Source organism: Vibrio kagoshimensis (assembly GCF_050337535.1).
In the GTDB taxonomy this organism is placed as follows: Bacteria; Pseudomonadota; Gammaproteobacteria; order Enterobacterales; family Vibrionaceae; genus Vibrio; species Vibrio gallaecicus.
The window spans coordinates 120,437-143,071 of record NZ_JAKJSZ010000002.1 but is presented as its reverse complement, the minus strand read 5'-3'; the positions used below and the strand labels follow the sequence as shown (position 1 = coordinate 143,071).

Below are 22,635 nucleotides of genomic sequence, written 5' to 3'. Positions count from 1 at the left end.
TGCAAGAAGAAGATAAGAAAGTCCTAACGACTCTTGAAACTTGTACCTAAGTTTAAGAGGCACTTAGGCATAAGTTGCATTTGGAAGGAGACCAAATTATGAATAACTTTATTAATAATTGTAAAGCATTTATGAAAGACGAAGAGGGGCTAACAGTAGTTGAATACGTAGTTGGTGCAGGGCTATTGGTTGCTGGACTTACTGGTATTTTCACTACTTTCAGTGGCACACTAACTACTGAGCTAGGTAGCATATTCTCATCCGGTAGTTAGGAATGATAATTGGTTATCGAATGTTTAGAGCTTGTTTAATTATAAGCAAGCTCAGCATTTATGAGGTTTAGATATGTTTAATCAATTTGAAGAAATTAAAGATTTTATTGATGATGAATCCGGACTTACGGTTGTTGAATATGTTGTAGGTGCTGGGCTGATTGTTATTGGTTTTGCTGGGTTGTTTATTGCATTTAGAGATATATTAACAGCTAACTTTGCCACTTTATTTTAATAGTGGGTGGATATGGACATTATTATCTGGGGATTGTTTTTTATTATTGCTGTTTTTGATGCTCGAGATAATAGAATACCCAATAAGTTGCTTATTTCAATAATAGTAGTGGTAACTATAAATAGTATTATATTTACTCATTCCGTATCAATGACGCACTCCCTTTTAGGGTTGGTAGTATTGTTTTCTATAGGGTTATTGCTTTTTTTCGTTAAAGCTATGGCTCCTGGGGATGTGAAATTACTTGGTGTAGTTGGCTATTATATTGGTTTTTGGAATATCCCGAGCTTTATGTTCTATACACTTATTTCGGGTGCAATAGTTGGCTCTTTATATAGTTTACAGGTTCTTGCAGATAACCCTAATCAATTTAAATTAATGGTTAATAGATACTCAACAGTATTTTTATATGGGAAAGCATCAGAAGACCTAATAACTAATACTGAACCCTCAAAAAAACTGAGAATGCCATTTGGGCCTGTTGTTGTTATAGGGCTTGCGTTATATAGCTATTTCCAATAAGGCGAAACCTCTATGGAAATGAATAAAGAAGCTAAACATAGAGACATATTGGTACCGCAAGCGAGTGCTCCGGTCGTACCCACTTCTCTTGATAGCCTAAAAATTCCCTCAGCTGTTGTTGAAAATCTACTTATAAAACAGTTAGCTGCCTATCCAAAATCGGATGTTTTAACGTTAACTCGGTTAATGGGGATTAACAGCCATATCATTGAAGACTTAATTGCAGGTCTTAGAAAGAAATCCTTAGTAGAAGTGTTTCAAGCATCAACAGCTCAATTTGGGAGCGATAAAAGCAATAACGTTCGCTATGCGCTATCTGAAACCGGGATGTCCGAAGCGGATGTTGCTTTTAATAAAGACGCTTATTTAGGACCTTGCCCTGTTTCAATGCAAGATTATACCCAAATGGTTGAAGCTCAAGACGTACGAGCAAAACTGGTAAGAAGAGACGATGTGTCTTTTGCTCTTCAAGATGTGCTGGGAGCTGATCGTATGGTCTCAGTTTTAGGACCTGCCATTAACTCTGGTCGAGCTCTTCTGCTGTATGGTGATGCCGGAACGGGTAAAACTTATGTAGCCACACGTTTACTTAATTCTTTAAATACATCTGTTTATATTCCTTATTCGGTGTTTGCAGCGGGCAACATTATCAAAGTGTTCACTCCACAACATCATAAGCGGGTGGATGAAAATCACCAATCTCAAACGATTCTGTTTAAAGAGCAATACGACAGACGTTGGACCTTATGTGAAAGACCTAGTATTCAAGTCGGTGGTGAGTTAACTATGGACATGCTCGAAGTGAATCATACCGAGCATAACCGTGTATGGATGGCTCCTCTGCAAATGATGGCGAATAACGGTATTTTCATTATTGATGACTTGGGCAGACAACCTATGCCTGTCGATACGCTCCTAAATCGCTGGATTGTTCCTATGGAGTATTTTTACGACTACTTGTCATTACCCAATGGACAGCAAATCTCTATCCCCTTCATTTTAACAATCGCATTTTCAACAAACTTAAGCCCAGAAACGATCGCAGACCCTGCTTTCTTGCGACGTCTTGGTTACAAAATTCAATTCCAACCTCTGCTTGAAGAGGAATACCGAGAATTGTGGCACATCATGGCATCAAACAAGTCACTCGTACTTGATGAAGCTTTATTCGACACATTATTGAACCTACACCGTCAACACTCCGTTGGGTTTTACCCATGTTTACCCAAAGATCTTGTCGGGATAAGCCGAGATATTATCGCCTTTGAAGAGGTCGAGCCTGTGATCTCTTCTGCTGTATTGGAAAGATCTTGGGAAGTGTACTTCACAGCAGACGGTAAGGGAGGGGGAGAACGATGAGTAGAAATCAAATCATCCTATTGTTTTTATTATCTATTCTATTTGGTTTGGCAGCGGTTTTCTTTGCAAAGCAATGGATGGATAGCCAATTACAACCTCAAGTAGAAGTAGAGGTGGTAGAAAGAGAGCCTGTCATCATTGCCGCACAAGAAATTGCAGCAGGAAGTGTGATAGAAGAGCAGCATCTTACGACCAAATTACTAGAAAAAAGTTGGAGAAGTGAAGACCAATTTACTTCTGCTGAAGAGCTACTTGGTCAGGTTGTCGCGACATCCATATACCAAGGTGAGATTGTTAGCCGTATTCGATTAACGACTCCTGGAGAGGGCTCAACACTTGCCTCTTTGATTCCTGAAAATAAACGAGCCGTCACTATTCGGGTAAATGATGTGATTGGGGTTGCTGGGTTCCTATTGCCGGGTAATAAAGTCGATATTCTCAATACGATTAGTTATGGGCAGGGGTCTGCAACTACGAAAACAGTACTAAAAGAAATAAAAGTATTAGCGGTTGACCAAACCGCAAAAACTAAAGAAAACAAGCCAGTTATTGTACGAGCGGTGACGTTAGAAGTGACCCCTAGAGAAGCAGAGAAACTGCTGTCTGCAAAAAGTAAGGGGCAAATACAGTTAACACTTAGAAATCCACACGAACCAGAAGAAAAAGTTGTGAAGCGCTACGTAGCTCCGCAGGTAACGATAATCAAAGGAACGCAATCTTCCAATGTTCGAGTTAGGGATTGAGGTGATGTATGAAAATAATAATAGCAATGGTATGCACATGGGTTATCTGTAGCTTTTCAGTTTTAGCTTCAACTCAAACGGGGAAAGTAGTTAAAGTTCCTCATCATAAATCGACTCATGTTGAGCTTTCTGGCAAAGCGAAAAGGGTGTCACTGGGTGATCCTGAAGTGCTTGATATTGTGATGCTTAAATCCGATGAACTGTTTTTAATCGGTAAAAAGTTAGGCTCTACCAACTTAATGGCATGGGATAGCCGTGGGCGATTAATTGAATCGATTAATATAGAAGTCACCCATGATCTTAATAGCCTAAAAGCTAAGTTGTATGAATTCCTTCCGGATGAAACGGTGCAAGTTCATAGTGCCCAAAATCGTTTAATCTTGAGTGGTCAAATTAGTTCTCAAGAGAAAATGAATGTGGCGTTGAGGGTCGCGGAAACGTATTCAGGTGGTCAAGAAGTTGATGAAGCTGAAGAGTCAGCAAGCGCGCAGGTAGAAAAAACAGGGATCATAAACCTAATGTCTATTGGTGGGGCGCAGCAAGTTATGCTTGAAGTGACGGTAGCGGAAGTTCAGCGCAGTTTAGTACGACGCTTTGATGCCAATTTTCACTTCTTAGAGAGTAATGGGAACTTCTCTTGGGGGGCAACATCAGGGGGCGGAATTATTGATGATATTGGCGGCAGTATCGGACCAATATTTAATGCGCCAAGTATTGATTCGACTGGTTTACTCGGCACTTTCATTGATGGGGATACCTTGTTTACTTTCGCATTAGATATTGCGAAAACCAATGGGGTAGCCAAAGTCTTAGCTGAACCAAATTTAACCGCATTAAGTGGCGAAAAAGCTGAATTTTTAGCTGGGGGAGAATTCCCTATTCCGGTACCCAATGAAGATGGGATCACCATTGAATATAAAGAATATGGTGTTGGGCTTAAGTTTATCCCTACGGTGCTAAGTGATAAGAAAATCAATCTGAATTTAGCGGTCGATGTGAGTGAAATAGCGAGTGCAAGCAGCTTAACGTTAAATCCAAATGGTTCGAACGGGACGTATTTTATTCCACCTATCACCCGTCGTAGTGCATCTTCCACCCTAGAGCTTGCAGATGGTCAGACTATTGGTATCGCAGGTCTACTTAGCGAGAATGTGCGTGACTCAATCAGTAAAATGCCGGGCTTTGGTGATATTCCTGTTCTGGGGCAACTATTCAATAGCCAAGAGTATATTTCTGGTGAAACTGAATTGGTTATTTTGGTGACTCCACGTCTTGCCCGTCCTGTTGATCGTAACGATATTTCGCTTCCAACTGACTCATTTGTAGAGCCAACAGACTTAAAATATTACTTATTAGGTCAGGGTGCATACATTGACTCTTCATCTGCTAATCGCACATCCAAAAAACCTCAAGATGAACAATTTTTGGAAAACTCCAGTGGTGGTTCTGAGGGATCTTTTGGGCATAGTTTATAAGGATATTTATGATGAATGTACGAATTACAGCAGTCATTTTAGGATTATCAACCATACTTATAGGGTGTGCTAATGATGCGCCTTTAGGGAGTCACGTCGCAAAGCTTAGAGTGGCTCAAACCTACGACCCAAATGCGACACAAGATAATTTAGGCATAGTGCCAGATGGTAATGGGGAAAGAACGGAAGGGGCTTACCAAGCGTACACTGGGAAAGAAAGTAGTTCATTGCAAGGGAGTAGTGAAAGCCAAGTTTTAGAAGGCTTTAACTAGTTAGGTGGTTATATGTTACATGGATATCGAGCTGATTTACGTTTTTCTAAATCAATGAAAAATAAACAAAAGGGTATCGTACTGGTCCTTATGACTGCTGCGCTTTTGTTATTGATTGTTGCCGCAGCCTTTGCCATTGATGTGAACCATTACCGCTTAAACCTAACACGTTTACAAAATGCGGTTGATTCAGCCGCCCTTGCCGCCGCTGATGAAGCTAACTTTGGAGGAAGTGAAACCTCAGCGACTACCGCTGCTAATAACCTGTTAAGTGCAATAACGAACGCCAGTGGTAACTCCGAAATGGACATGTCCAACGCAACGGTTGAGGTCCAATTTTCAAATGATCCGCTGACATTTCCTGATAACAGCTTTGATATTGATTTAGATGTGTATGCGCGTGTTTTGGTGACAGGAATGGATCTGGATGAATACCTGATTGACACAATGGGCATGGAAAAGTTGGTTACAGCCAGTGCAGTTGCAGGCCCTAGCTCAGCGCTGAATACTGTCAATATTGTGCCTATTGGAGTTTGTACCGGTGATGAATCCACCGGTGTGTTTGGTTACACACCAGGAGAGGTATATGCCTTAAAAGTAGGGGACTCTTCTGTAAGTTTAATGGGAAGCGGTAACTATCATTTACTCGATTTTGGCTCAGGGGCAAGCACGGTTAGGAAAGGGCTAGCTGGAGCATACACCCAATCGGTTTCTATTGGAGATACTGTTATCACCAAGCCTGGAGCATCAACAGGCCCAACTGCACAAGGTATCAACACTCGCCTTGGCGTATATAAAGGTGGGTTAAGTGACAGCGATTACCCACCAGATCTTGTTACGGAACAACCTTCAGACGAAGCCGAATTAGATAGCGATGGAGACGTGGTCTATAACGACACCTATGACTATGCTGAATATAAAGAACAGACGGAAGATTGTTTAAGTGGCGTGGGTTCGGATTGTGAGACCGATGGTGTCGCATGGCGAAGAATGCTAACGCTGCCTATGCTCAACTGCACAGGACAATCTGGCGGGGTTTCATCTTTTGTTGTTGAAGATATTGGTTGTTTCTTTTTCCTTCAACAAGCACCCAATAATAACTCTGGTGGACAAACGGTCTTTGGTGAATTTGTTGAATCTTGCGCGTCATCCAATGGTGGATTAGGGCTTGTACCGAGTGCCGATGGTGCATTTCGAATTGTACTTTATAACGACCCCTTGAGAGAGGAGTCTTGATATGAAGAATATGAAAAGTTCTTTACAGCAGCAAAAAGGGCTAGCCGCCATAGAGGTTACTCTGACATTACCAGTGTTACTGATATTGCTCATGAGCATTTCTGAAATAGGAAATATGTTCACTCAGTACAATAACTTAACGAAAGTGGTACAAAGCGGGTCTCGATTTGCAGTGACTCAATCTTATGGAACTGCTGGGGTAACTTGTACCGATATTACCGACAAGCTTAGTGATATTCGTAACGTTGTCGTTTATGGCGATATTGATGGTGGGCAGACCTCCGCATTAGAGTCGATGCAGGTCTCTGATGTTAGTGTTTCTTGCTCAAGCTCAGGGCTTGTTACGGTGGCCGCCAATTATTCATACACACCTAAAATGGCTGAAAAAATACCTTTTACGGATTTTTCTTTAACCTTTCCAATGAGTGCATCTTCGATAAATCATTTCTAGAAGGAGATGGATTGTGGCTAAACGGATAAATAAAAAACAGAAAGGTTTAGCTATTGTGGAGTTTTCTATCGTGGCGACATTTCTACTGTTGCTTCTTTTGGGGATTGTTTCGATAGGTTATTACATGTACTCAGTGCAAACGCTTAATGATATGACAAGGAAAGCAGCAAGGTTAGCAAGCGTCTGTAATACTTCTAATGTAAGCCAACAAGAAATTTTCGATATTGTCATTGATGATAACGCTCCCGTCGGCTTTACATCCGCTAACTTGGTTGTTGAATACCTTGATGAAGATAGTGATGTTACTGCTGTATTTGCCGATATTCGATATGTTCGAGCTCGAATTCATAACTATGACTACCAGTTCACATCTTTATTGAATTTCATTGGGAATGACGGAGAAGTAACGGTTTCTGCATTTGAAACCACCCTACCTTCAGAAAGCTTGGGGGTGATTAGACCAAATAAAAATGATAACGATGGTAGCAATTTTGACTGTGGGGGATAGTGATGGGAGAAGCAGTGAAGTTAACTCGAAACGACGACAGTGCAATTAGACTAAAAACAAACCTGCACATTTGGGTTTTGTATTCTAATGACCGTTTTAAATTACATATGAGCCATGAACTGTCTCAATGTCGAAGTATCACTTTCGATACGATTTCAATGCATGCCCTTGATGTCGAATCTCTTAAATCACATACCCCACCGGATATTATCTTTGTAGAAACAGGACCTAATTGGGCGCAGAAAATAGTGTCCCTTCAAGAATACGAAGCGCCAAGTGATGACTTTGAGGCATCCCTGATTGTATTTGGAAATGAATCAGATAATGGGGCACTTAAGATAGCATTAAGAATTGGTGCGGCTGACTTTATTTCTGACAAAGCGACGCTTGATGAGTTTACCCCGCTACTAAAAGGGGTGGCAGAAGAAAAGGTATCTAATAGAGATCTTGGTGAGCTATTTGTTTTCTTGAATAGTAAGGGCGGGTGCGGAGCATCGACTCTTGCGCTTAATACCGCGCTGCAAATAGCGCTTGAACATAAGAACGAAGTGCTTTTGTTAGATTTAGACCTACAGTTTGGTGTGATACCTGATTATTTAAATATCTCACCGAAGTATAGCCTTTCAGACGCTATCTCTAGTGTCAGTGATTTAGATGAAGAATCATTAGACTCAATGGTGACTAAACACTCATCGGGGCTACATGTACTAAACTTTCAGCATGAAAACAGTAATGACGATTACGATAAAGCTAAAAATATAGGCAAGCTACTGCCAGTGCTTAGAGAGTTTTATCCTTACATTATTGTGGATTTATCTCGAGGTATAGATCGCATGTTCTCATCGGTTTTGTCTCCTGCTACAAAAGTGTATTTGGTATCACAACAAAACTTAGTCGCGATTAAAAACACCACTCGAATTTCTAAGTCACTGACTTTTGAATTTGGTCTATCAAGAGAACAAGTTGAGTTGATTATTAACCGTTATGAGAAGCGTCAATCGATCAAAATAAAAGATATTGAACAAACCGTTTCAGGGGTGGTGATTCATATCATCCCGAACGATTTTAAAGTGGCGATAGAAAGTGCGAATTTAGGTAAGCCTTTTATCGAATCAAGAAAGAGCAGTTCGATTTCGCGATCCGTTATTGAGTTTTCCCACACCATAGCCGCTCCTGGGGATAATAAAAAAGGTTGGTTTAAGCGCCTATTTTCTTAGGGCTTCTTAGGTCAGCGAATAAAGGGAATGAGTATGTTTTTTAAAAGAAAGAATGTGAATTCAGAATTTCAAAACAACGTAGTCGAAGAAGAGCAGGAAGCATCATCACCTAATGAAAGTGGTCTAGGTCGATCGGCATCGGATGACTCTGGAACTGAAAACCGAATAGAAAAAAAACTTCGAGCTGCTGAAGAAAAAGATAAAGAGATAGAAGAGTCGCGTAAGGTTTTAGAGCAAGAGCTGGAAATTAAGCATTATTATCATCAGCGCTTACTTGAAACTTTGGACTTAGGCTTACTGTCTAGCTTAGATCAAGACCGAGCTAAACAAGATTTACACGAAGCGATCATTCAAATCATGGCAGATGATCAATCACACCCAATGAGTGCTGAAGGGCGAAAACGCGTCGTCCGCCAAATTGAAGATGAAGTCTTTGGCTTAGGACCTCTCGAACCGCTTCTTAATGATAAAACGGTTTCGGATATTCTAGTGAATGGTCCGAAAAGTGTATTTGTGGAACGCCGCGGAAAACTAGAGAAAACACCGTATACCTTTCTGGATGACAGGCACTTAAGAAATATTTTAGACCGCATAGTGAGCCAAGTGGGTCGTCGTATAGATGAAGCCTCACCCATGGTAGATGCTCGTCTTATGGATGGCTCAAGGGTTAATGCAATAATCCCACCTTTAGCATTAGATGGTCCTTCGTTATCAATTCGTCGTTTCGCGGTAGACAAACTGACCATGGATAACCTGTTAGGTTTTAATTCCATCTCTCCTGAAATGGCAAAGTTTGTCGAAGCCGCCGTTAAAGGTGAACTGAATATCTTGATTTCCGGTGGTACAGGGTCTGGAAAAACCACCACCTTGAATATCTTCTCGGGTTTTATTCCAAGTGATGACCGCATTATTACCATTGAAGATTCTGCTGAGTTGCAATTGCAACAGCCTCATGTAGTGCGTTTAGAAACTCGCCCCGCCAACCTTGAAGGTAAGGGCGAAATATCCCAAAGAGAACTGGTTAAAAACTCTTTACGTATGCGACCTGACCGAGTGGTGTTAGGAGAGGTGCGTGGCAGTGAAGCCGTAGATATGCTGGCGGCGATGAACACGGGTCACGATGGTTCATTAGCGACAATTCATGCCAATACCCCACGAGATGCTTTAAGCCGTGTTGAGAACATGTTCTCAATGGCAGGGTGGAGCATTTCAGCTAAAAACTTACGCTCACAAATTGCTTCGGCTATTCACCTTGTTGTTCAAATGGAACGTCAAGAAGACGGTAAGCGCCGAATGGTGAGTATTCAAGAAATAAATGGCATGGAAGGGGAGATCATTACCATGTCTGAAATATTCAAATTCCACCGTAAAGGCTTGGATGAAGACGGCAATATCATTGGATATTATACGGCAACAGGCGTTGTGCCAGCGTGCCATGATCAGCTTGCGAAAAGAGGGCTTGATCTTCCCTTTGAGCTATTCAATGAAAGTGTCGAGTAGGGAGATAAGACTATGGGTGACGACATTACGTATTTCTTGGTTTTACTCTTCTTTGCAGTGGTGTTTATTTCTCAGGCACTCATACTTCCTGCGGCTGGGAGTAAAGCAAGACACAAAGAGTTAGCGGCTAGGTTGAAGGAAACACAATCTAATTTAGATGATGAAAGCCGATCATTACTCCAAGAACATTACTTAAAAGGACTAAGCCCGCTTGATAGAAAGCTCGTGAGTGTAGAAGCTTTTTCCTCATTAAAGAAAATGATTGAGTTAGCGGGCTATGATTGGTCATTAAGCCACACTCTCTCTGTCACAGGGTTGATCAGCCTCTGTACGGCTATTGTTTTATTGATTCTCGGGCAGTTTTGGTACGTGGCGCTTGCCGCGGCAGTGGGCATTTGGTTCATCATGTACTTTTCCCTTCAGAAGAAGATTGGAGACAGGCTTGCCATGTTTGAAGAGCAACTTCCGGATGCGCTCGATATTATTCGTAGGATGCTACAAGCAGGTCAGCCGGTGACTCAAGCGTTCAATGAAGTGGGTAATGAGATGCCAGACCCGATTGGCACTGAGTTTAAAAATACCTTCAATTTATTGAATTATGGCTATGACTTACGTTTAGCAATCATGCAAATGGCGGAGCGAACTCCGACGGTTTCGATGCTGGCTTTCTCAAGTGCTGTTCTTTTACAAAAAGAAACGGGGGGCAACTTGTCTGAAAATTTGGATAAGGTGTCTAAGGTATTAAGAGCTCGTTTTAAACTGACTCGGAAGATTAAAACTATTTCAGCTGAAAGCCGAATGTCAGCATGGATACTGGTGCTATCTCCGTTTGTTTTGTTTATTGGGTTATTGTTTATTAACCCTGAATATGTTGCTCCTCTGTATGAAGACCCCAGAGGTTTTACCATTGTTAGTGTTGGTATCGTAAGTTTGTTTATTGGTTCGATATGGATGCGCAATATCATAAACTTTGAGGTGTAACATTATGGGTAGCCTTCTCAGTTTTTTTTCAGAAATACAATTTAATGAGCAGACATTTTTTCTATTTGTCATCTTAATCGCAAGCATCTTAATCGTGATGAGTTTGGGGCTGTTTTTGATAGGCAGTAAATCCCCACTGAAGCAAAAACTAGAATCGCTTAGGGCTGGTGAAGTGTCTCATTCAAGAGCTAAGCGCCATGGTCGTTTAGATTCAACGTTAGAATCACTCGCGCCTATCGTGACCTCAAAAGATACCAAAGAGCGTGAAAGTATTCGGCACAAACTTATGCATGCTGGGTTCCATGACAGTAATGCTTTAACCATTTTTTATGCCGTGAAAGTTTTTTTCTTAGTGGTTGGTGTGGGTTGCGCGGCTTCTTTATACTTTTTTGCTCCTGATTTTAAGCACTTGAATTTATCTATGATAGGCAGTGTTGCTCTTGGCTTCTTTGCACCTAACGCGATCCTTGAGCGTTACGTAGACAAAAGACAAAGGTTAGTACGTGGCGGGGTGCCTGATGCGCTCGATTTGCTGGTGGTTTGTACTGAATCAGGTCTTGGTTTTAATGCAGCTTTAAGAAGGGTTGCGGATGAATTAATGATCTCTCACCCTGATTTTGCTGATGAGCTTGATACGGTTTGCGGCAAGATAAAAGCGGGTGTTGAAATGTCGGATGCCTTTGAGGACTTAATTGAAAGAACGGGTGTGGTCGAGATTACTGGCTTGGTGAGTATGCTGTCTCATGCCTCACGTATAGGGGGCAGTTTGTCACAAACGTTACGTGATTATACGGAAGATTATCGAGATAAGAGAAACCAAGAAATCGAAGAAATTGCGGCGAAAATCCCAACGAAAATGATTTTCCCATTATTACTTTTCATTTGGCCCTGTTTCTTTATTGTCGCTATCGGGCCTGCCATGCTCACACTTACGAGCACGCTTGGAAACTAGGAGTCAGTATGAAACAACTATGGATAGTGTTAGTCACGGTGCTTTTTATCTCGGGGTGTGCGAGCGAACCTGAGCCAGAAAGTTTTGATAGCGTACTCTACGATGGTCGACCAATCGACACTCTTACCTCTGAGTTAGCCCCTCTTACTGAAAAAGAGGCGATTACCCGCGGTGATTTAGCGTTATCTAGCGGTAATACTGACTTGGCACTTTATGAATATATCCGATCTCTAGAGTTTGCAGATGCGAAGTATCAAGACCAGTCTCTTTATACCATAGGGAGAATTCATTACTCTCGCGGCAACTTCGCCTTGTCTGAGAAAGCGTATTTGATGTCTGTGGAATACAACCCAAACAACGCTAAAGTATTGGAACATTTAGGGGCAATGTACACCAAGCAAGGCAATATTGAGCAAGGGCGATCTTACTTTTTCCGTTCGGTGAATGCAGACCAGGTACGTTTGAGTAATACCGATGTTTTCGATGGTGATGAGCTAACCGTTGCAGGTATTGATGATTTACAAGTCGATAATTCATCCCCAGCTTTGGCTTATATGGGGCTTGGGGTTTTATACGACGTGGAAGCTAATCATGAAATAGCCAAAGCCTTTTTGCATAAAGCGTTAAAGATTAAGCCAGGCTCTGTAAAAGCATTAATCAATTTGGGCTACTCTTATTACATGAATGGTGAGTATAACGACGCTCAACGTTTTACCTTGGCCGCACTTGAAAAATCACCCAATAATGAAAATGCTCTGAATAATTTAGCGCTTATCTACTTAGGAAAAGGGGAGATTAAGCGGGCGATTAATGTATTTATGAGGCATATGGATGCTGCTGAGGCTTTGAATAATGTCGGTTACTTCTTGATTCTGCAGGGTAAGCCCGATAAGGCGATTCCTTACTTAGAACAAGCAATAGATAAAAAGCCTTCATATTACAAAGTGGCGAATGAGAACTTGGAAAGAGCGGTTGCAGAAGTGAGAGCGAATAAGCCGAAAGATACAGAACCTGAGTCTTAAGCTTCTTTCCACTCTATGTTTAATACACAATGCTTAAAATACGTTGTTTAATACTCAGTGTCTAATAAAAGAGCCTACTAAAATAGTAGGCTCTTTTTTGTTTGGGTATTATCTTTAAGCCCAAAGCCCAAAGCCCAAAGCCCAAAGCCCAAAGCCCAAAGCCCAAAGCCCAAAGCCCAAACGTTACTCTGAGTGAGTAACGAGCTTTAAATCAAACCAATGAAAGCGCCTGATAATGCAAAGAAAGCCACTAAGTACACGATAGGTAATTTGAGCTGTTTCAGTAAGTAAATACCCGTGATCACAAGTGCCATGTCGATAGCACTAAAAATAGCACTGGTAAATACAGGGCTATACAGCGCAGCTAATAGTAATCCCACAACTGAAGCATTGACCCCAACCAGCGCTCCTGCAATTTTTGGTTGGCTTGCCAATGCTTGCCAGTTTTTAAGTACGCCAAGTAGTAATAAAAAGCCCGGTAAAAATACTGCGATGGTCGCTAAGAACGCTCCTGTTAATGGTGCACTAGGAAGCATCTCATAACCGACATAGGTTGCCAGTGTGAACATTGGACCAGGTACGGCTTGCGCTGCCGCATAGCCTGTTAAAAATGCATCTTGGCTAACTGTATCGCCAACAATATTTTGCAGTAATGGAAGAACCACATGACCGCCACCGAATACTAAGCTGCCAGCTTGATAAAAATCAGAGAACAATTGAACAGAGTCACTTAAAGATGCCGCAACAGGTAATCCAATCAGTAACGAGATAAAAATAATGAGAGGAGTGAATGACAATTCAGACGTTTTAAACGGCTTCGCTTCTCCTTTTTTTAGGTAATAGCTACCTGATAGAGCAGCGAAGATCAACACACCAATTTGAGTCATGATGCTCGGGGCAACAAGCAGTGCAATAGCTGTAAATACACATAACCCGACGGTAAGTTTGTCTTTGCAAAAATTTTTGTACATCCCCCAACAAGCGTCGGCAACCACGACAACTGCTAACAACTTTAGGCCGTGAATAATACTTTGAAAGAGTGATGATTCAGTGAACTGGCTACTTAAAACGGCAAGTAGCAGCATGAGAATAACAGAAGGTAGAGTGAACCCGACAAAAGCAGATACCGCTCCTAACAGTCCTCCTTTTTTGTAACCCACAGCAAACCCTACTTGGCTTGACCCCGGACCTGGCAGAAATTGACTTAAAGCGACAATCTGCGCGTATTCTTCATCACTTAGCCATTTACGCTTTTCCACGAAAGCATTTCTAAAATAGCCAATATGTGCGGCAGGTCCGCCAAAGCTTACCCAACCTAATAAAAAGAAGGTTTTGAATATAGAGAACATCTTTGTTTACTCAGTGATGGTTTATGATCGTCGCTAGAATAAAAAATGAATTATAATGATTCAAATCGATAGTTTTAATTTTAACTATGAATGAAATTAATTGGGTGGGTCTGGTGTGAATGAATTCAATTGGAAGAGTATTGATTTAAACCTGTTAGTCGCTTTTATGGCTTTGTATGAAACTGGAAGCGTGACAGGAGCGGCTGAAAGAGTTTTTGTGAGTCAGTCTGCTATGAGCCACAGCTTAGCGAAATTAAGAGAGCTCATGGGAGACCGATTATTTGAAAGAAAAGGTCATAAAATGCAGCCAACAGAAAGAGCCGACCAGGTTGCCCCCATCATTCAAAAGTCTCTCACTCAGTTACAAATGAGCGTATTTACGACCGAAGAGTTTAACCCAACGCATTATCAAGGAACCTGCAAAATTGGACTAACTGATTATGCAGAATTGATCTTCGCACCAATCCTTTTTGACGCGATTTCTCAAGCTGCCCCTCAGTCTCGGGTGAGCTTTGTGCATGCTAACCGACATAATTACCAACAGCTGTTAACTGAAGAAAATGTCGATGTGATGATAGGAAGCTTCCCTGCTTTGGATTCCTCTTTATCCGCTGAGAAAATTTATACTGAAAAGCACGTATGCATGTTCGATCCAACAAAAGTCAGTTTGTCTTCTCCATTTCGTGTTGAAGAATTTGTTCAGTATCCTCATGCCTTGGTGAGTCCCGATGGGCATTTGAAAACACAAGTGGATGAAATGATAGGGGAGTTAGGTTTAAGTCGAAGAGTGGCGGTAGCATCGCGAAACTTTCTCACTATTCGGCACTTAATTGCTGGCAGGGCGTTGTTATGTATTGTTCCAGAACTCATGGTAAAAATAGACTTAGGTGAAACTCACCTATCGTCTGTTGAGCCGCCATTACCTATCGCCGATTTTGATATTTCGCTTATTTACCGTAAAGGTGTGGCACATACCGAGAAAAACCAGTGGTTAAGGGCGTTAGTGCATGACTCTATCTCAAGCTTTGTTGAACAGCCGTGATGCCTAGCTAACCGTGATATTTTGTTAAGCATGAGACTTAGTTAAACATGAGGTTTAATCACCGTTTCTAGGTATCAAAATTTTTATTAATATAGTGACTTTTCACAGTTATACCCCATCCAAAATTGCGGATAGATTTTTTTGTGCGCGACATGGTTTTCGTATCCCTCAATACGCAGGTAACTTTTGTACGTTATTGCCAATATTGAAAAGACAGCGCATATGATGGTGATATATAAGAAAGCTTGGAAGTATGAACCAGCTCGAGTGAGGGGAGATTTAAAGGCTGAATAGGTTCTATTCCGAGAGGTTAGTGAAAACCAGAAAAGACCAAGAGTTAAGGTCATTAATAACTGGCTTAAAGGCATGGTGAGCACTCCGGAAATTAAGCTGTATGCAAAACCTGTCAGTAAGCTTAACCCTGTGACTCTTACTTTGCGCAGTGTGCTTTGGAGTACATGTTTGAAAGTGTAAAGCAGCAAGCTTAGATAGCTTAGGGCTGGAATTACTCCCCAGTTAACCAGTAGTAATAAAGCTGAATTATGTGGATGTCCAAAAGCAGATGATGTTCGACAAACAAACCCGCCTCCACCATAGCCCCACCATTGAGCTATTTCTAATGACTCTTTCCATAGTGCTAATCTTCCTTGAGAGTCGGTTCGAATTTTTGAAATAGAGAAAGGTTCACCGTAGACAAGAAAAGCAGGTAAAGGCTCTAGTATCACTAGCTTTAAAATTATGCCGAATACAATGCTTTGCCAGAGAAGTTTTAATATCAACCCGCGTAATGGCTTATCTAGCCACGCCCACAGTAACACTCCTGTTGTGACCGCAATCGTAACTCCCCGAGCATCTAACGCCATAAAAATAGCGACATGCATCGCCAAAGTTAACCTAAGAAAATTAAATAGAAGAGGTTTCCTACGCTGTGTTATCGCTAGATACAAAGTAGGTAGCACTAGCCACACTTGCATTTGATTAAGAAAACGCGCGTTAGCAAAGCCGAAAATAGAGTGGATGGTCGTATCTAATTGATAGTAAACCCGTATCCAAAATGCAGTGAGTACTGAAAGAAACAGTAAGACAGAGATCCAAGAAAGATAAATGTAAATTCGAACTCGATGATTCTGCGCTGATATGGAAAATAAAACGTTTAATAAGCCTAAGCTTAGCAGGTAAAAGAAATCAGTGTGGGAGCGAAGAGGGTGCTCACTCAATGTGTTCGCAATCAAGGCTCCAACCAGCATAATGGTAAGCAGGATACGGGTGGTTTGATTTAAGTGGATGAGCCTGTCATAGGTTTGTTGTTTGAGGGTGTTTGAATAGAGTAAAGCACACCAAGCGAATAGAATTAAAAAACAAACGAAGAAACGTTTGGCGTCGTAGAGAAGAATGATGTCATCACGTGAAATGAAAGTATTAAAGCTGAAAACAAGTAAACCAATGAGAGCTAAAAATAATAAACTTGAGAGAAGAATCCCTTCTGCTTTCATAGGCGGTTGTCCCCGTATAGCTCTCTGAAATATGTATCTATAATCCTAGTGTAAAACACGGCTTCTTGATTGGTTTAAAAAAGAATCAATCGTTGAGATAGGAAGAGAGTAAAAAGAAGCAAATAAACGCGAGAAATTTGAGTTTGTGACTATACTTAATTTAAAGCTCCTTTTAGTCATATCAATCCTTCTTAGGCTTGTTTTGTAATATGAAAACTAAGCCCTGTCTATATTATGTAGGCAAAAGTTCTCCTTTACTAAATGGATTTAGTAGGAAATCAAAGCGCTAGTTCCCCCTAGCGCTTTTTCTTTATTTACCGAGTTCTAATTCACGTATTAATCTTTCCACCAAGCATTCACTGAAAGTGGTTCGCTTAATGACATTCTTTGCCCAATTTCAGGGCTGACCATAGTCACGTTTTTTTGTTGGCTCAGTTCCATGGCTTGTTGCAATGGTTCATTCCAGTCATGCATAGATAGATCAAAGGTACTGTTATGAATAGGCATCAGGACCTTGCCTTTCAAATCAATGTGAGCTTGGATACTTTCCTCTGGGAACATGTGGATGTCGGACCAAAGGCTGTTATAAGCACCGGTTTCTATCATGGTGAAATCAAATGGACCATATCGCTCACCAATTTCTTTAAACCCACCGAAATAGCCAGAGTCGCCACTGAAAAAGACTTTATTCTCTTGAGCATTGATCACCCAACTTCCCCAAAGAGTGGCATCTCTGTCCGTTAGCCCACGACCTGAGAAGTGCTGAGTGGGTGTGAGTGTGTATTCAATACCGTTATGAGTGTGAGATTGCCACCAATCTAGCTCAACCACTTTTTCTTGAGGCACCCCCCATTTGATCAGTAGCTGACCAACTTTCAATGGTGTTAAGAACAGCCCGGTTTTTTCTGCGAGAACTTTGACTGATGCTTTATCTAAGTGATCGTAATGATCATGGCTGATCACAATCGTATCGATGTTAGGTAATTCACTTAGTGTAATCGGTGTTTTGTGAAAACGTTTTGGACCAGCCCACTGAACTGGTGAAGCTCTATCACTGAATACCGGATCGGTTAAGATCAATTGATTATCAAGCTTCATCGCCACGCTGGAGTGCCCTAAACGAAAGATAGCGTCTTCCTTTTCTGTCACTAACTGTTCAGCGGTAATGGTATGAACAGGTAATTCAAAAGTGGGAGTAGAGTTAGCTCGCTCCGTTGTAAAGTAAGCTTTCGCGATACTAAGGATGTCACTCAGGCCACTTTTATACTCAAGCTCTGTATTTGTAAACTTATTTGGATAAGTGGTTTCTTCTTCTACTTTTGAACAAGCGGTCAGTGATGAACTCATGGCAAAGACTCCTACAGTCGCTAATAGTATTTTCTTCATGGCAGTTTCGTTTTTCAATGTAAACTGTACGGTGTAGTTTACATTAAAGGCTTTAAAAGTAAACTGACTAGTGTAAAATAGAAATCAATGAATTGAATTAGAGTAACTAAGCTCATGAATATAAAAAGAAAAGGTCGTAGTGAAGTAAAGCGAGAATCTATTTTGCTGGCGGCGAAACAAGCCTTTCAAGAGTTTGGTGTGCAAAATACTAGTATGGATAAGCTTTCTGCGATGGCAAAAGTATCCAAAAGAACGGTGTATAACCACTTTAACTCTAAAGAAGCGATTGTGATGGAGCTGTTGTCTGAGCTTTGGCGTAGTGCAATGGCTGAAGATGATATTTCAGGATTGAGTTTATTGCCTCTTGAACAACAGTTGATAGCTTTGCTTGAAAGTGAAATTAAAGTTGTGACCGCACCGCATTATATTGAGTTAGCGAAAGTGGCGTTAGGGCATTATTTTTATAAGCCTGATGAACTGAAAGAGCAAGAAGCAAAAATGTCGAAGCAAGATACGGCTTTATTTCGTTGGTTAGAAGCCCAAAATGAGCAAGGGAAACTCAGTATTGATGATGTTGTACTTGCTGGAACTCAGCTTCATAGTTTAGTAAAAGGCAGTGCGTTTTGGCCCCAAATTATGGGTGTGAAAGCTTCGCTTACCGATAGTGAATCACATGAACTTGCTCTGCAAACCACACAATTATTTTTAAGTCATTATAAGACTAAAAAATAGTGATGGGCTTACGGCTAAACGGCTAAACAGCTAAACGACTTAACTGTTTAGCATTTGGAACACTATGATCCTAAAGCTTACGAGTTAATAAACCTCATGAGTACGTAATTAGGCTTCGCAGCGTACATCAATCAGCAAACCGTCAATGACACTATGGTGGTGCTCTGCAACACCAGCAAGTTTGTTGTATTTAGGCTGGTGGCGATCATTTTCAAAAGGGTGATGCCAGCCTTTAGTGTGTGTTACGAAGTGTTCTGCGAATTTTTCAGAGACTTCTAAACATCCCGCCATGACAGTGTCTACGTAGCTTTGCACAATAGGGCTTTGCTCACAGGGAGCAATCACTTCATCATTGATGTAAACCCAAATGGCTTGCTGTGAGTCAAAAGCTTCAGTGTGACTTTTTGAATCAATATTGAGTTCAATTTGTTCCGGAGAAAGCTTGATTCTATGGTAGCCACGTTCGCGAATATCGAATTCATCTAGTGCTTCATCATCGACTTTTAAAAGTACGCCATTAACTTGCCCTTGACCTTTATTGACCACTAAAGGGGATAGCACGTAGCTATCGTCTATTTTACTCCAATGCCTAACTAAACCATGCACTATTGCAGGAATGGCTGCGCCGGTTTGCCCTGTGAGTTGTCTTGAGGACGAATTCATTAAACTGCCATAGCCGAAAATATACATACCATTCCTTGTGCTGCTTTAGTGATTGAATCCTATTATTACTAGAAGTTAACCCAAGATAAAAGTAGCCTAACCTGTAATTAATGACACTCTGTAGTCATAGTGACCCTTTGTGGTGAGTCTTTGTGACTTTATTTTAGCTGAGGGTGTATTGTTAAGTGCTGATTTTATTGGTTTTATACTGTTGGCTTAAAATCTGCATTGATATGGGTAATTGAATGATTGAGTGTAATATAACCTTAAGCTTATATTGCCATTTAGAGTGTTAGGAGTGAATTTGTTAAATATCACCGATAAAAGTGTTGAGGATGCTATTCCCGCTTATCTTCGCTTAGGGTTCAGACCGTTCTTTTTCTTGGGCAGTGCCTATGCGGTTATTGCCATTGCGGCTTGGGCTTTGATGTTTCAATACGGTCAGCCTGACATGCTAAAAGTACCAGCCTTGTGGTGGCATGTTCATGAAATGCTTTTTGGATTTTCAATGGCAATTGTCGTAGGTTTTGTGCTCACTGCTGTTCAAACTTGGACAGGCGTCAATGGAACCAAGCATCACAGGTTAGGTGTGTTGGTGGCATTATGGCTAGCACCAAGAATACTATTTTGGACGCCTGCGCCAATGTGGTTAATTTCCTCAATCGAAGCGGTGTTTTTATTAATGGTTGCTTACGAAGTGGGCTTTAGAGTAGTTCGACCTAAAGGGTGGAAAAACTTATTCTTCGTTCCTTTATTTATATTGGCAATCGTGGCGAACTTTGCGAGTTACGCAACCATTAAAGGTCTTCCTCCTTTCCCTTCTTCGGCGGTGTGGCAGGCCATGTTGTGGTGGTTTACCCTGTTACTGTCAGTTATGGGGGGAAGGGTTATTCCTTTCTTTACCGCGCGCCGCTTTAATTTTGAAAAAGCCCAACCACTGGTTTGGTTAGAGTGGGTTGCGAACTTACCGCTCGTCGCATTATTCATTTTAAGTTTCTTCCCGCTGACTTTTGCACAAGTGGGAGCGCCATTAATGGTTCTGGCTGGTATCGCGCAACTTGTTCGTTTTATGCGTTGGAAGCCATGGTTAACATTGTCTGAGCCTTTAGTGTGGTCTTTACATACTGCTTATCTTTGTATTCCGTTGAGCTTGTTATTACGAGGCTTGCTGGATAATCCATTTGCCAACCACAATATGATTCACTTATTTGCGATTGGCGCTTTAGGCGGACTAATCATTGCGATGATTTCACGAGTAACAATGGGACACACTGGTCGAGCGATCTACAAAGGTCCGAGCATGGCGATTGCTTTTTTCGCTATATTTGTTGCCGCGTTAGTGCGCAGTGTTGGTGTCGCTTTTTTCCCTGTATATCTGATAGAAATGGTTAATATTAGCGCAGGGCTTTGGGTGTTAGCTTATGTGATGTTCATGTGGAAATTCGGCTTAATGTTATTAACTCCAAGGGTTGATGGGCATCCGGGTTAACTGGCTAATGCAAGAGTGAAAGGGCACAAGCAAAGAAGGTGTGATCTACGGCAAATATTTGCAGCAATGTGTATTGAATTGTGCTCTAATACCGCGCTTACCAAGGGATGGTGTTGAAAGATGCTCACTTAGATGGAGTTATCAAAGTTGACCGATCCCTTAATGATCTCCCTTAGGAAATAAAAATACATGTCTAAAAGCAAAAAATTCGATATCCGCCTTTCTGAAAAACGCACTGGTTGGACGGCTGAAATCACTCGCCAAGTAACGTCTCGCAGCACTACCGTTTCTAAACGTGAAAACGGTTTTGAAACAGAAGAGCTTGCAAAAGAGTGGGCTGAAAAAGAACTAGCTGGTTTCATTAAGAACCAAGCTGAGCGTAACGAGCGTAAATCTGAACAGCGTAAAGAGCGTGATGAAATTCGTCACACTAAAGAACTAAAAGCAGAGCAAGCTCGTGAAGCACGTGCAAAAGCTCGCGAAGCTGATGATTTTGACGCTGAGTAATTAGCCTAAATTGATGGCGCTTTTTCTCTTTAGAATGAGCGCATAAAAAAGCCCCGATGTTTACTCATTCTGAGTGTATATCGGGGCTTTTTAGTTTTACCGAATCTTTTTATTCGTTCTGAACTTTAGCCATTGAGCGTTAGTCATTAAGCGCTAGTTGTTAAGCTCAGTTAGCCAATTATCTTCAGCCACTTCTTCAATGTAGGTTTCAACGGTTTGTTCAACATCGTCATCATCTTGCTTGAAATACGCAAGGTGGAAGACTGCATCGCCTTCATTTACTAAAGGAAGGGTTTGTTGTCCAATTACAATTCCGCCTTTCAATGTTTTGATTTGAGTTTCTTGGTGACCAAGTGGTGAGCTAATGTAAGCCAGAGTTTGCCCTGCTTCTACCTTTTCACCTAGCCTAACCATATTACGTAAAATACCGTCTGATTCAGCGCGAATCCAACTGGTTGATCGACTAATCACTGGTTCTGGTAGCTTTTTACGGTTTGGTCTTAACATGCCAATTTCTTTCATTACTTGGTGAATACCTAAGTAACCCGCTCGGATGGCTAAGTGATCAAAACGTAATGCTTCTCCGCCTTCATATGTCAGAACTGGAATTCCCAGTTTTTCCGCTTCACTTCGTAATGAACCATCTCTTAGTGGTGAATCAATAATAACAGGTGTTGCAAAGGCTTTTGCCATTCTCAGAGTTTCTGGGTTAGATAAATTCGCACGAATTTGTGGCAAGTTAGTTCGGTGGATCGCACCTGTATGTAGATCCAAAATATAGTCACAATGCTTCGCGACACTTTCGAAAAAAGTATAAGCAATACGTGATGTTAATGAGCCTTTTTCACTACCCGGGAAGCATCGGTTTAAATCACGTCGGTCTGGCAGGTAACGAGATTTATGTATAAAACCAAATACGTTCACAATAGGAACCACAATTAATGTTCCTTTAAGCTTATTCGGCTCAATTGCGTTGGTGAGCTGTCTTGCTATCTCAACACCGTTTAACTCATCACCATGTATGGCAGCATTGACCATTAAGGTTGGTCCAGCTTGACGGCCATGAATGATTTCAATAGGGATAGAAAGTGGTGAGTGAGTGTATAGCTGAGCGGCTTGCAGCTCAATCTCCATTCTCTGACCGGGCAGTACAGTGTACCCAAGCATTTCAAAAGGGTTATTCAGTTTTAGTCGTGCCATCGTAGAGAGTTCCCAATAAAGTGATTTAT

The 22,635-nt window shown here is 41.3% G+C and carries 24 protein-coding genes; 19 read left to right on the top strand and 5 right to left on the bottom strand.

Features of this window, described 5'->3' with window-relative positions; genetic code table 11:
* The first annotated feature begins 98 nt into the window (after positions 1-98).
* The 15 genes from L4C37_RS00840 to L4C37_RS00770 all read left to right on the top strand — a co-directional run bounded on the left by L4C37_RS00840 (position 99) and on the right by L4C37_RS00770 (position 12,745).
* Positions 99-272 (top strand): Flp family type IVb pilin, encoded by a 174-nt coding sequence (locus tag L4C37_RS00840; protein WP_372264939.1) that lies wholly within the window; start codon positions 99-101, stop codon positions 270-272.
* Positions 273-345: 73 nt separating this feature from the next.
* Positions 346-507: a Flp family type IVb pilin gene (locus tag L4C37_RS00835; protein ID WP_429767636.1), complete on the top strand. Its 162-nt coding sequence runs from the start codon at positions 346-348 to the stop codon at positions 505-507.
* Positions 508-519: 12 nt separating this feature from the next.
* Positions 520-1,029 (top strand): A24 family peptidase, encoded by a 510-nt coding sequence (locus L4C37_RS00830; RefSeq protein ID WP_429767635.1) that lies wholly within the window; start codon positions 520-522, stop codon positions 1,027-1,029.
* Between the two features lie 12 nt (positions 1,030-1,041).
* Positions 1,042-2,388 carry a DUF8689 domain-containing protein gene (locus L4C37_RS00825; protein WP_273296017.1) on the top strand — a complete coding sequence of 449 codons (1,347 nt, stop codon included), beginning with the start codon at positions 1,042-1,044 and terminating at the stop codon, positions 2,386-2,388.
* Positions 2,385-3,131, top strand: a complete 747-nt coding sequence (cpaB, locus tag L4C37_RS00820; protein ID WP_137373477.1) for a Flp pilus assembly protein CpaB — start codon at positions 2,385-2,387, stop codon at positions 3,129-3,131. Before L4C37_RS00825 ends, cpaB begins: the two co-directional genes overlap by 4 nt.
* 26 nt (positions 3,132-3,157) lie before the next feature.
* A complete protein-coding gene (locus L4C37_RS00815; RefSeq protein WP_429767727.1) occupies positions 3,158-4,606 on the top strand; it encodes a type II and III secretion system protein family protein in 1,449 nt (482 codons plus the stop codon).
* An 8-nt stretch (positions 4,607-4,614) separates the two neighbouring features.
* Positions 4,615-4,878, top strand: a complete 264-nt coding sequence (locus tag L4C37_RS00810) for a hypothetical protein (protein ID WP_137373479.1) — start codon at positions 4,615-4,617, stop codon at positions 4,876-4,878.
* A gap of 12 nt (positions 4,879-4,890) precedes the next feature.
* The gene (locus L4C37_RS00805) at positions 4,891-6,114 is read left to right on the top strand and encodes a pilus assembly protein TadG-related protein (RefSeq protein ID WP_137373480.1); all 1,224 of its coding nucleotides are present in this window, start codon (positions 4,891-4,893) and stop codon (positions 6,112-6,114) included.
* A 1-nt stretch (position 6,115) separates the two neighbouring features.
* Positions 6,116-6,565 (top strand): TadE/TadG family type IV pilus assembly protein, encoded by a 450-nt coding sequence (locus L4C37_RS00800; protein ID WP_429767634.1) that lies wholly within the window; start codon positions 6,116-6,118, stop codon positions 6,563-6,565.
* A gap of 13 nt (positions 6,566-6,578) precedes the next feature.
* On the top strand, positions 6,579-7,073 hold the full coding sequence (locus L4C37_RS00795) for a TadE/TadG family type IV pilus assembly protein (RefSeq protein WP_240701738.1): 495 nt from the start codon (positions 6,579-6,581) through the stop codon (positions 7,071-7,073).
* Between the two features lie 2 nt (positions 7,074-7,075).
* Positions 7,076-8,290 (top strand): nucleotide-binding protein, encoded by a 1,215-nt coding sequence (locus tag L4C37_RS00790; RefSeq protein ID WP_137373483.1) that lies wholly within the window; start codon positions 7,076-7,078, stop codon positions 8,288-8,290.
* Positions 8,291-8,323: 33 nt separating this feature from the next.
* Complete coding sequence (locus L4C37_RS00785) at positions 8,324-9,790, top strand: TadA family conjugal transfer-associated ATPase (RefSeq protein ID WP_137373484.1); 1,467 nt, start codon at positions 8,324-8,326, stop codon at positions 9,788-9,790.
* A 12-nt stretch (positions 9,791-9,802) separates the two neighbouring features.
* Positions 9,803-10,771 (top strand): type II secretion system F family protein, encoded by a 969-nt coding sequence (locus L4C37_RS00780; RefSeq protein WP_273293580.1) that lies wholly within the window; start codon positions 9,803-9,805, stop codon positions 10,769-10,771.
* Between the two features lie 4 nt (positions 10,772-10,775).
* Positions 10,776-11,723: a type II secretion system F family protein gene (locus L4C37_RS00775; RefSeq protein WP_429767633.1), complete on the top strand. Its 948-nt coding sequence runs from the start codon at positions 10,776-10,778 to the stop codon at positions 11,721-11,723.
* Between the two features lie 8 nt (positions 11,724-11,731).
* Positions 11,732-12,745, top strand: coding sequence for a tetratricopeptide repeat protein (locus tag L4C37_RS00770; protein ID WP_137373487.1), 1,014 nt, complete (start codon positions 11,732-11,734; stop codon positions 12,743-12,745).
* A gap of 206 nt (positions 12,746-12,951) precedes the next feature.
* Here L4C37_RS00770 and chrA read toward each other — a convergent pair whose 3' ends face one another.
* Positions 12,952-14,094 carry a chromate efflux transporter gene (gene chrA / locus L4C37_RS00765; RefSeq protein WP_429767632.1) on the bottom strand — a complete coding sequence of 381 codons (1,143 nt, stop codon included), beginning with the start codon at positions 14,092-14,094 and terminating at the stop codon, positions 12,952-12,954.
* A 115-nt stretch (positions 14,095-14,209) separates the two neighbouring features.
* On the opposite strand from chrA, the gene L4C37_RS00760 reads away from it, so the two are divergent.
* Positions 14,210-15,136 (top strand): LysR family transcriptional regulator, encoded by a 927-nt coding sequence (locus L4C37_RS00760; RefSeq protein WP_429767631.1) that lies wholly within the window; start codon positions 14,210-14,212, stop codon positions 15,134-15,136.
* 86 nt (positions 15,137-15,222) lie between these two features.
* Here L4C37_RS00760 and L4C37_RS00755 read toward each other — a convergent pair whose 3' ends face one another.
* Positions 15,223-16,629, bottom strand: a complete 1,407-nt coding sequence (locus tag L4C37_RS00755) for an O-antigen ligase family protein (RefSeq protein ID WP_429767630.1) — start codon at positions 16,627-16,629, stop codon at positions 15,223-15,225.
* A gap of 336 nt (positions 16,630-16,965) precedes the next feature.
* On the bottom strand, positions 16,966-18,015 hold the full coding sequence (locus L4C37_RS00750) for an MBL fold metallo-hydrolase (protein WP_429767629.1): 1,050 nt from the start codon (positions 18,013-18,015) through the stop codon (positions 16,966-16,968).
* 114 nt (positions 18,016-18,129) lie between these two features.
* On the opposite strand from L4C37_RS00750, the gene L4C37_RS00745 reads away from it, so the two are divergent.
* Positions 18,130-18,747, top strand: a complete 618-nt coding sequence (locus L4C37_RS00745) for a TetR/AcrR family transcriptional regulator (protein WP_429767628.1) — start codon at positions 18,130-18,132, stop codon at positions 18,745-18,747.
* Positions 18,748-18,855: 108 nt separating this feature from the next.
* Here the strand turns inward: L4C37_RS00745 and L4C37_RS00740 are convergent, their stop codons facing one another.
* Positions 18,856-19,437 (bottom strand): gamma-glutamylcyclotransferase family protein, encoded by a 582-nt coding sequence (locus L4C37_RS00740; RefSeq protein ID WP_429767627.1) that lies wholly within the window; start codon positions 19,435-19,437, stop codon positions 18,856-18,858.
* 277 nt (positions 19,438-19,714) lie between these two features.
* Here L4C37_RS00740 and L4C37_RS00735 point away from each other — a divergent pair, with 277 nt between their 5' ends.
* Positions 19,715-20,899, top strand: a complete 1,185-nt coding sequence (locus L4C37_RS00735; protein WP_429767626.1) for an NnrS family protein — start codon at positions 19,715-19,717, stop codon at positions 20,897-20,899.
* A gap of 189 nt (positions 20,900-21,088) precedes the next feature.
* Positions 21,089-21,406, top strand: a complete 318-nt coding sequence (locus L4C37_RS00730) for a DUF3622 domain-containing protein (RefSeq protein ID WP_137373494.1) — start codon at positions 21,089-21,091, stop codon at positions 21,404-21,406.
* A gap of 153 nt (positions 21,407-21,559) precedes the next feature.
* On the opposite strand, the gene L4C37_RS00725 is transcribed toward L4C37_RS00730, so the two are convergent.
* Complete coding sequence (locus tag L4C37_RS00725; RefSeq protein ID WP_429767625.1) at positions 21,560-22,606, bottom strand: succinylglutamate desuccinylase/aspartoacylase family protein; 1,047 nt, start codon at positions 22,604-22,606, stop codon at positions 21,560-21,562.
* Positions 22,607-22,635: the final 29 nt, after the last annotated feature.

Excerpts from the sequence above, each read along its gene's own strand:
- L4C37_RS00840 (WP_372264939.1), top strand. The coding sequence starts at position 99 with ATGAATAACTTTATTAATAATTGTAAAGCATTTATGAAAGACGAAGAG.
- L4C37_RS00835 (WP_429767636.1), top strand. The coding sequence starts at position 346 with ATGTTTAATCAATTTGAAGAAATTAAAGATTTTATTGATGATGAATCC.
- L4C37_RS00830 (WP_429767635.1), top strand. The coding sequence starts at position 520 with ATGGACATTATTATCTGGGGATTGTTTTTTATTATTGCTGTTTTTGAT.
- L4C37_RS00825 (WP_273296017.1), top strand. The coding sequence starts at position 1,042 with ATGGAAATGAATAAAGAAGCTAAACATAGAGACATATTGGTACCGCAA.
- cpaB (WP_137373477.1), top strand. The coding sequence starts at position 2,385 with ATGAGTAGAAATCAAATCATCCTATTGTTTTTATTATCTATTCTATTT.
- L4C37_RS00815 (WP_429767727.1), top strand. The coding sequence starts at position 3,158 with ATGGTATGCACATGGGTTATCTGTAGCTTTTCAGTTTTAGCTTCAACT.
- L4C37_RS00810 (WP_137373479.1), top strand. The coding sequence starts at position 4,615 with ATGATGAATGTACGAATTACAGCAGTCATTTTAGGATTATCAACCATA.
- L4C37_RS00805 (WP_137373480.1), top strand. The coding sequence starts at position 4,891 with ATGTTACATGGATATCGAGCTGATTTACGTTTTTCTAAATCAATGAAA.
- L4C37_RS00800 (WP_429767634.1), top strand. The coding sequence starts at position 6,116 with ATGAAGAATATGAAAAGTTCTTTACAGCAGCAAAAAGGGCTAGCCGCC.
- L4C37_RS00790 (WP_137373483.1), top strand. The coding sequence starts at position 7,076 with ATGGGAGAAGCAGTGAAGTTAACTCGAAACGACGACAGTGCAATTAGA.
- L4C37_RS00785 (WP_137373484.1), top strand. The coding sequence starts at position 8,324 with ATGTTTTTTAAAAGAAAGAATGTGAATTCAGAATTTCAAAACAACGTA.
- L4C37_RS00780 (WP_273293580.1), top strand. The coding sequence starts at position 9,803 with ATGGGTGACGACATTACGTATTTCTTGGTTTTACTCTTCTTTGCAGTG.
- L4C37_RS00775 (WP_429767633.1), top strand. The coding sequence starts at position 10,776 with ATGGGTAGCCTTCTCAGTTTTTTTTCAGAAATACAATTTAATGAGCAG.
- L4C37_RS00770 (WP_137373487.1), top strand. The coding sequence starts at position 11,732 with ATGAAACAACTATGGATAGTGTTAGTCACGGTGCTTTTTATCTCGGGG.
- chrA (WP_429767632.1), bottom strand. The coding sequence starts at position 14,094 with ATGTTCTCTATATTCAAAACCTTCTTTTTATTAGGTTGGGTAAGCTTT.
- L4C37_RS00755 (WP_429767630.1), bottom strand. The coding sequence starts at position 16,629 with ATGAAAGCAGAAGGGATTCTTCTCTCAAGTTTATTATTTTTAGCTCTC.
- L4C37_RS00750 (WP_429767629.1), bottom strand. The coding sequence starts at position 18,015 with ATGAAGAAAATACTATTAGCGACTGTAGGAGTCTTTGCCATGAGTTCA.
- L4C37_RS00745 (WP_429767628.1), top strand. The coding sequence starts at position 18,130 with ATGAATATAAAAAGAAAAGGTCGTAGTGAAGTAAAGCGAGAATCTATT.
- L4C37_RS00740 (WP_429767627.1), bottom strand. The coding sequence starts at position 19,437 with ATGTATATTTTCGGCTATGGCAGTTTAATGAATTCGTCCTCAAGACAA.
- L4C37_RS00730 (WP_137373494.1), top strand. The coding sequence starts at position 21,089 with ATGTCTAAAAGCAAAAAATTCGATATCCGCCTTTCTGAAAAACGCACT.
- L4C37_RS00725 (WP_429767625.1), bottom strand. The coding sequence starts at position 22,606 with ATGGCACGACTAAAACTGAATAACCCTTTTGAAATGCTTGGGTACACT.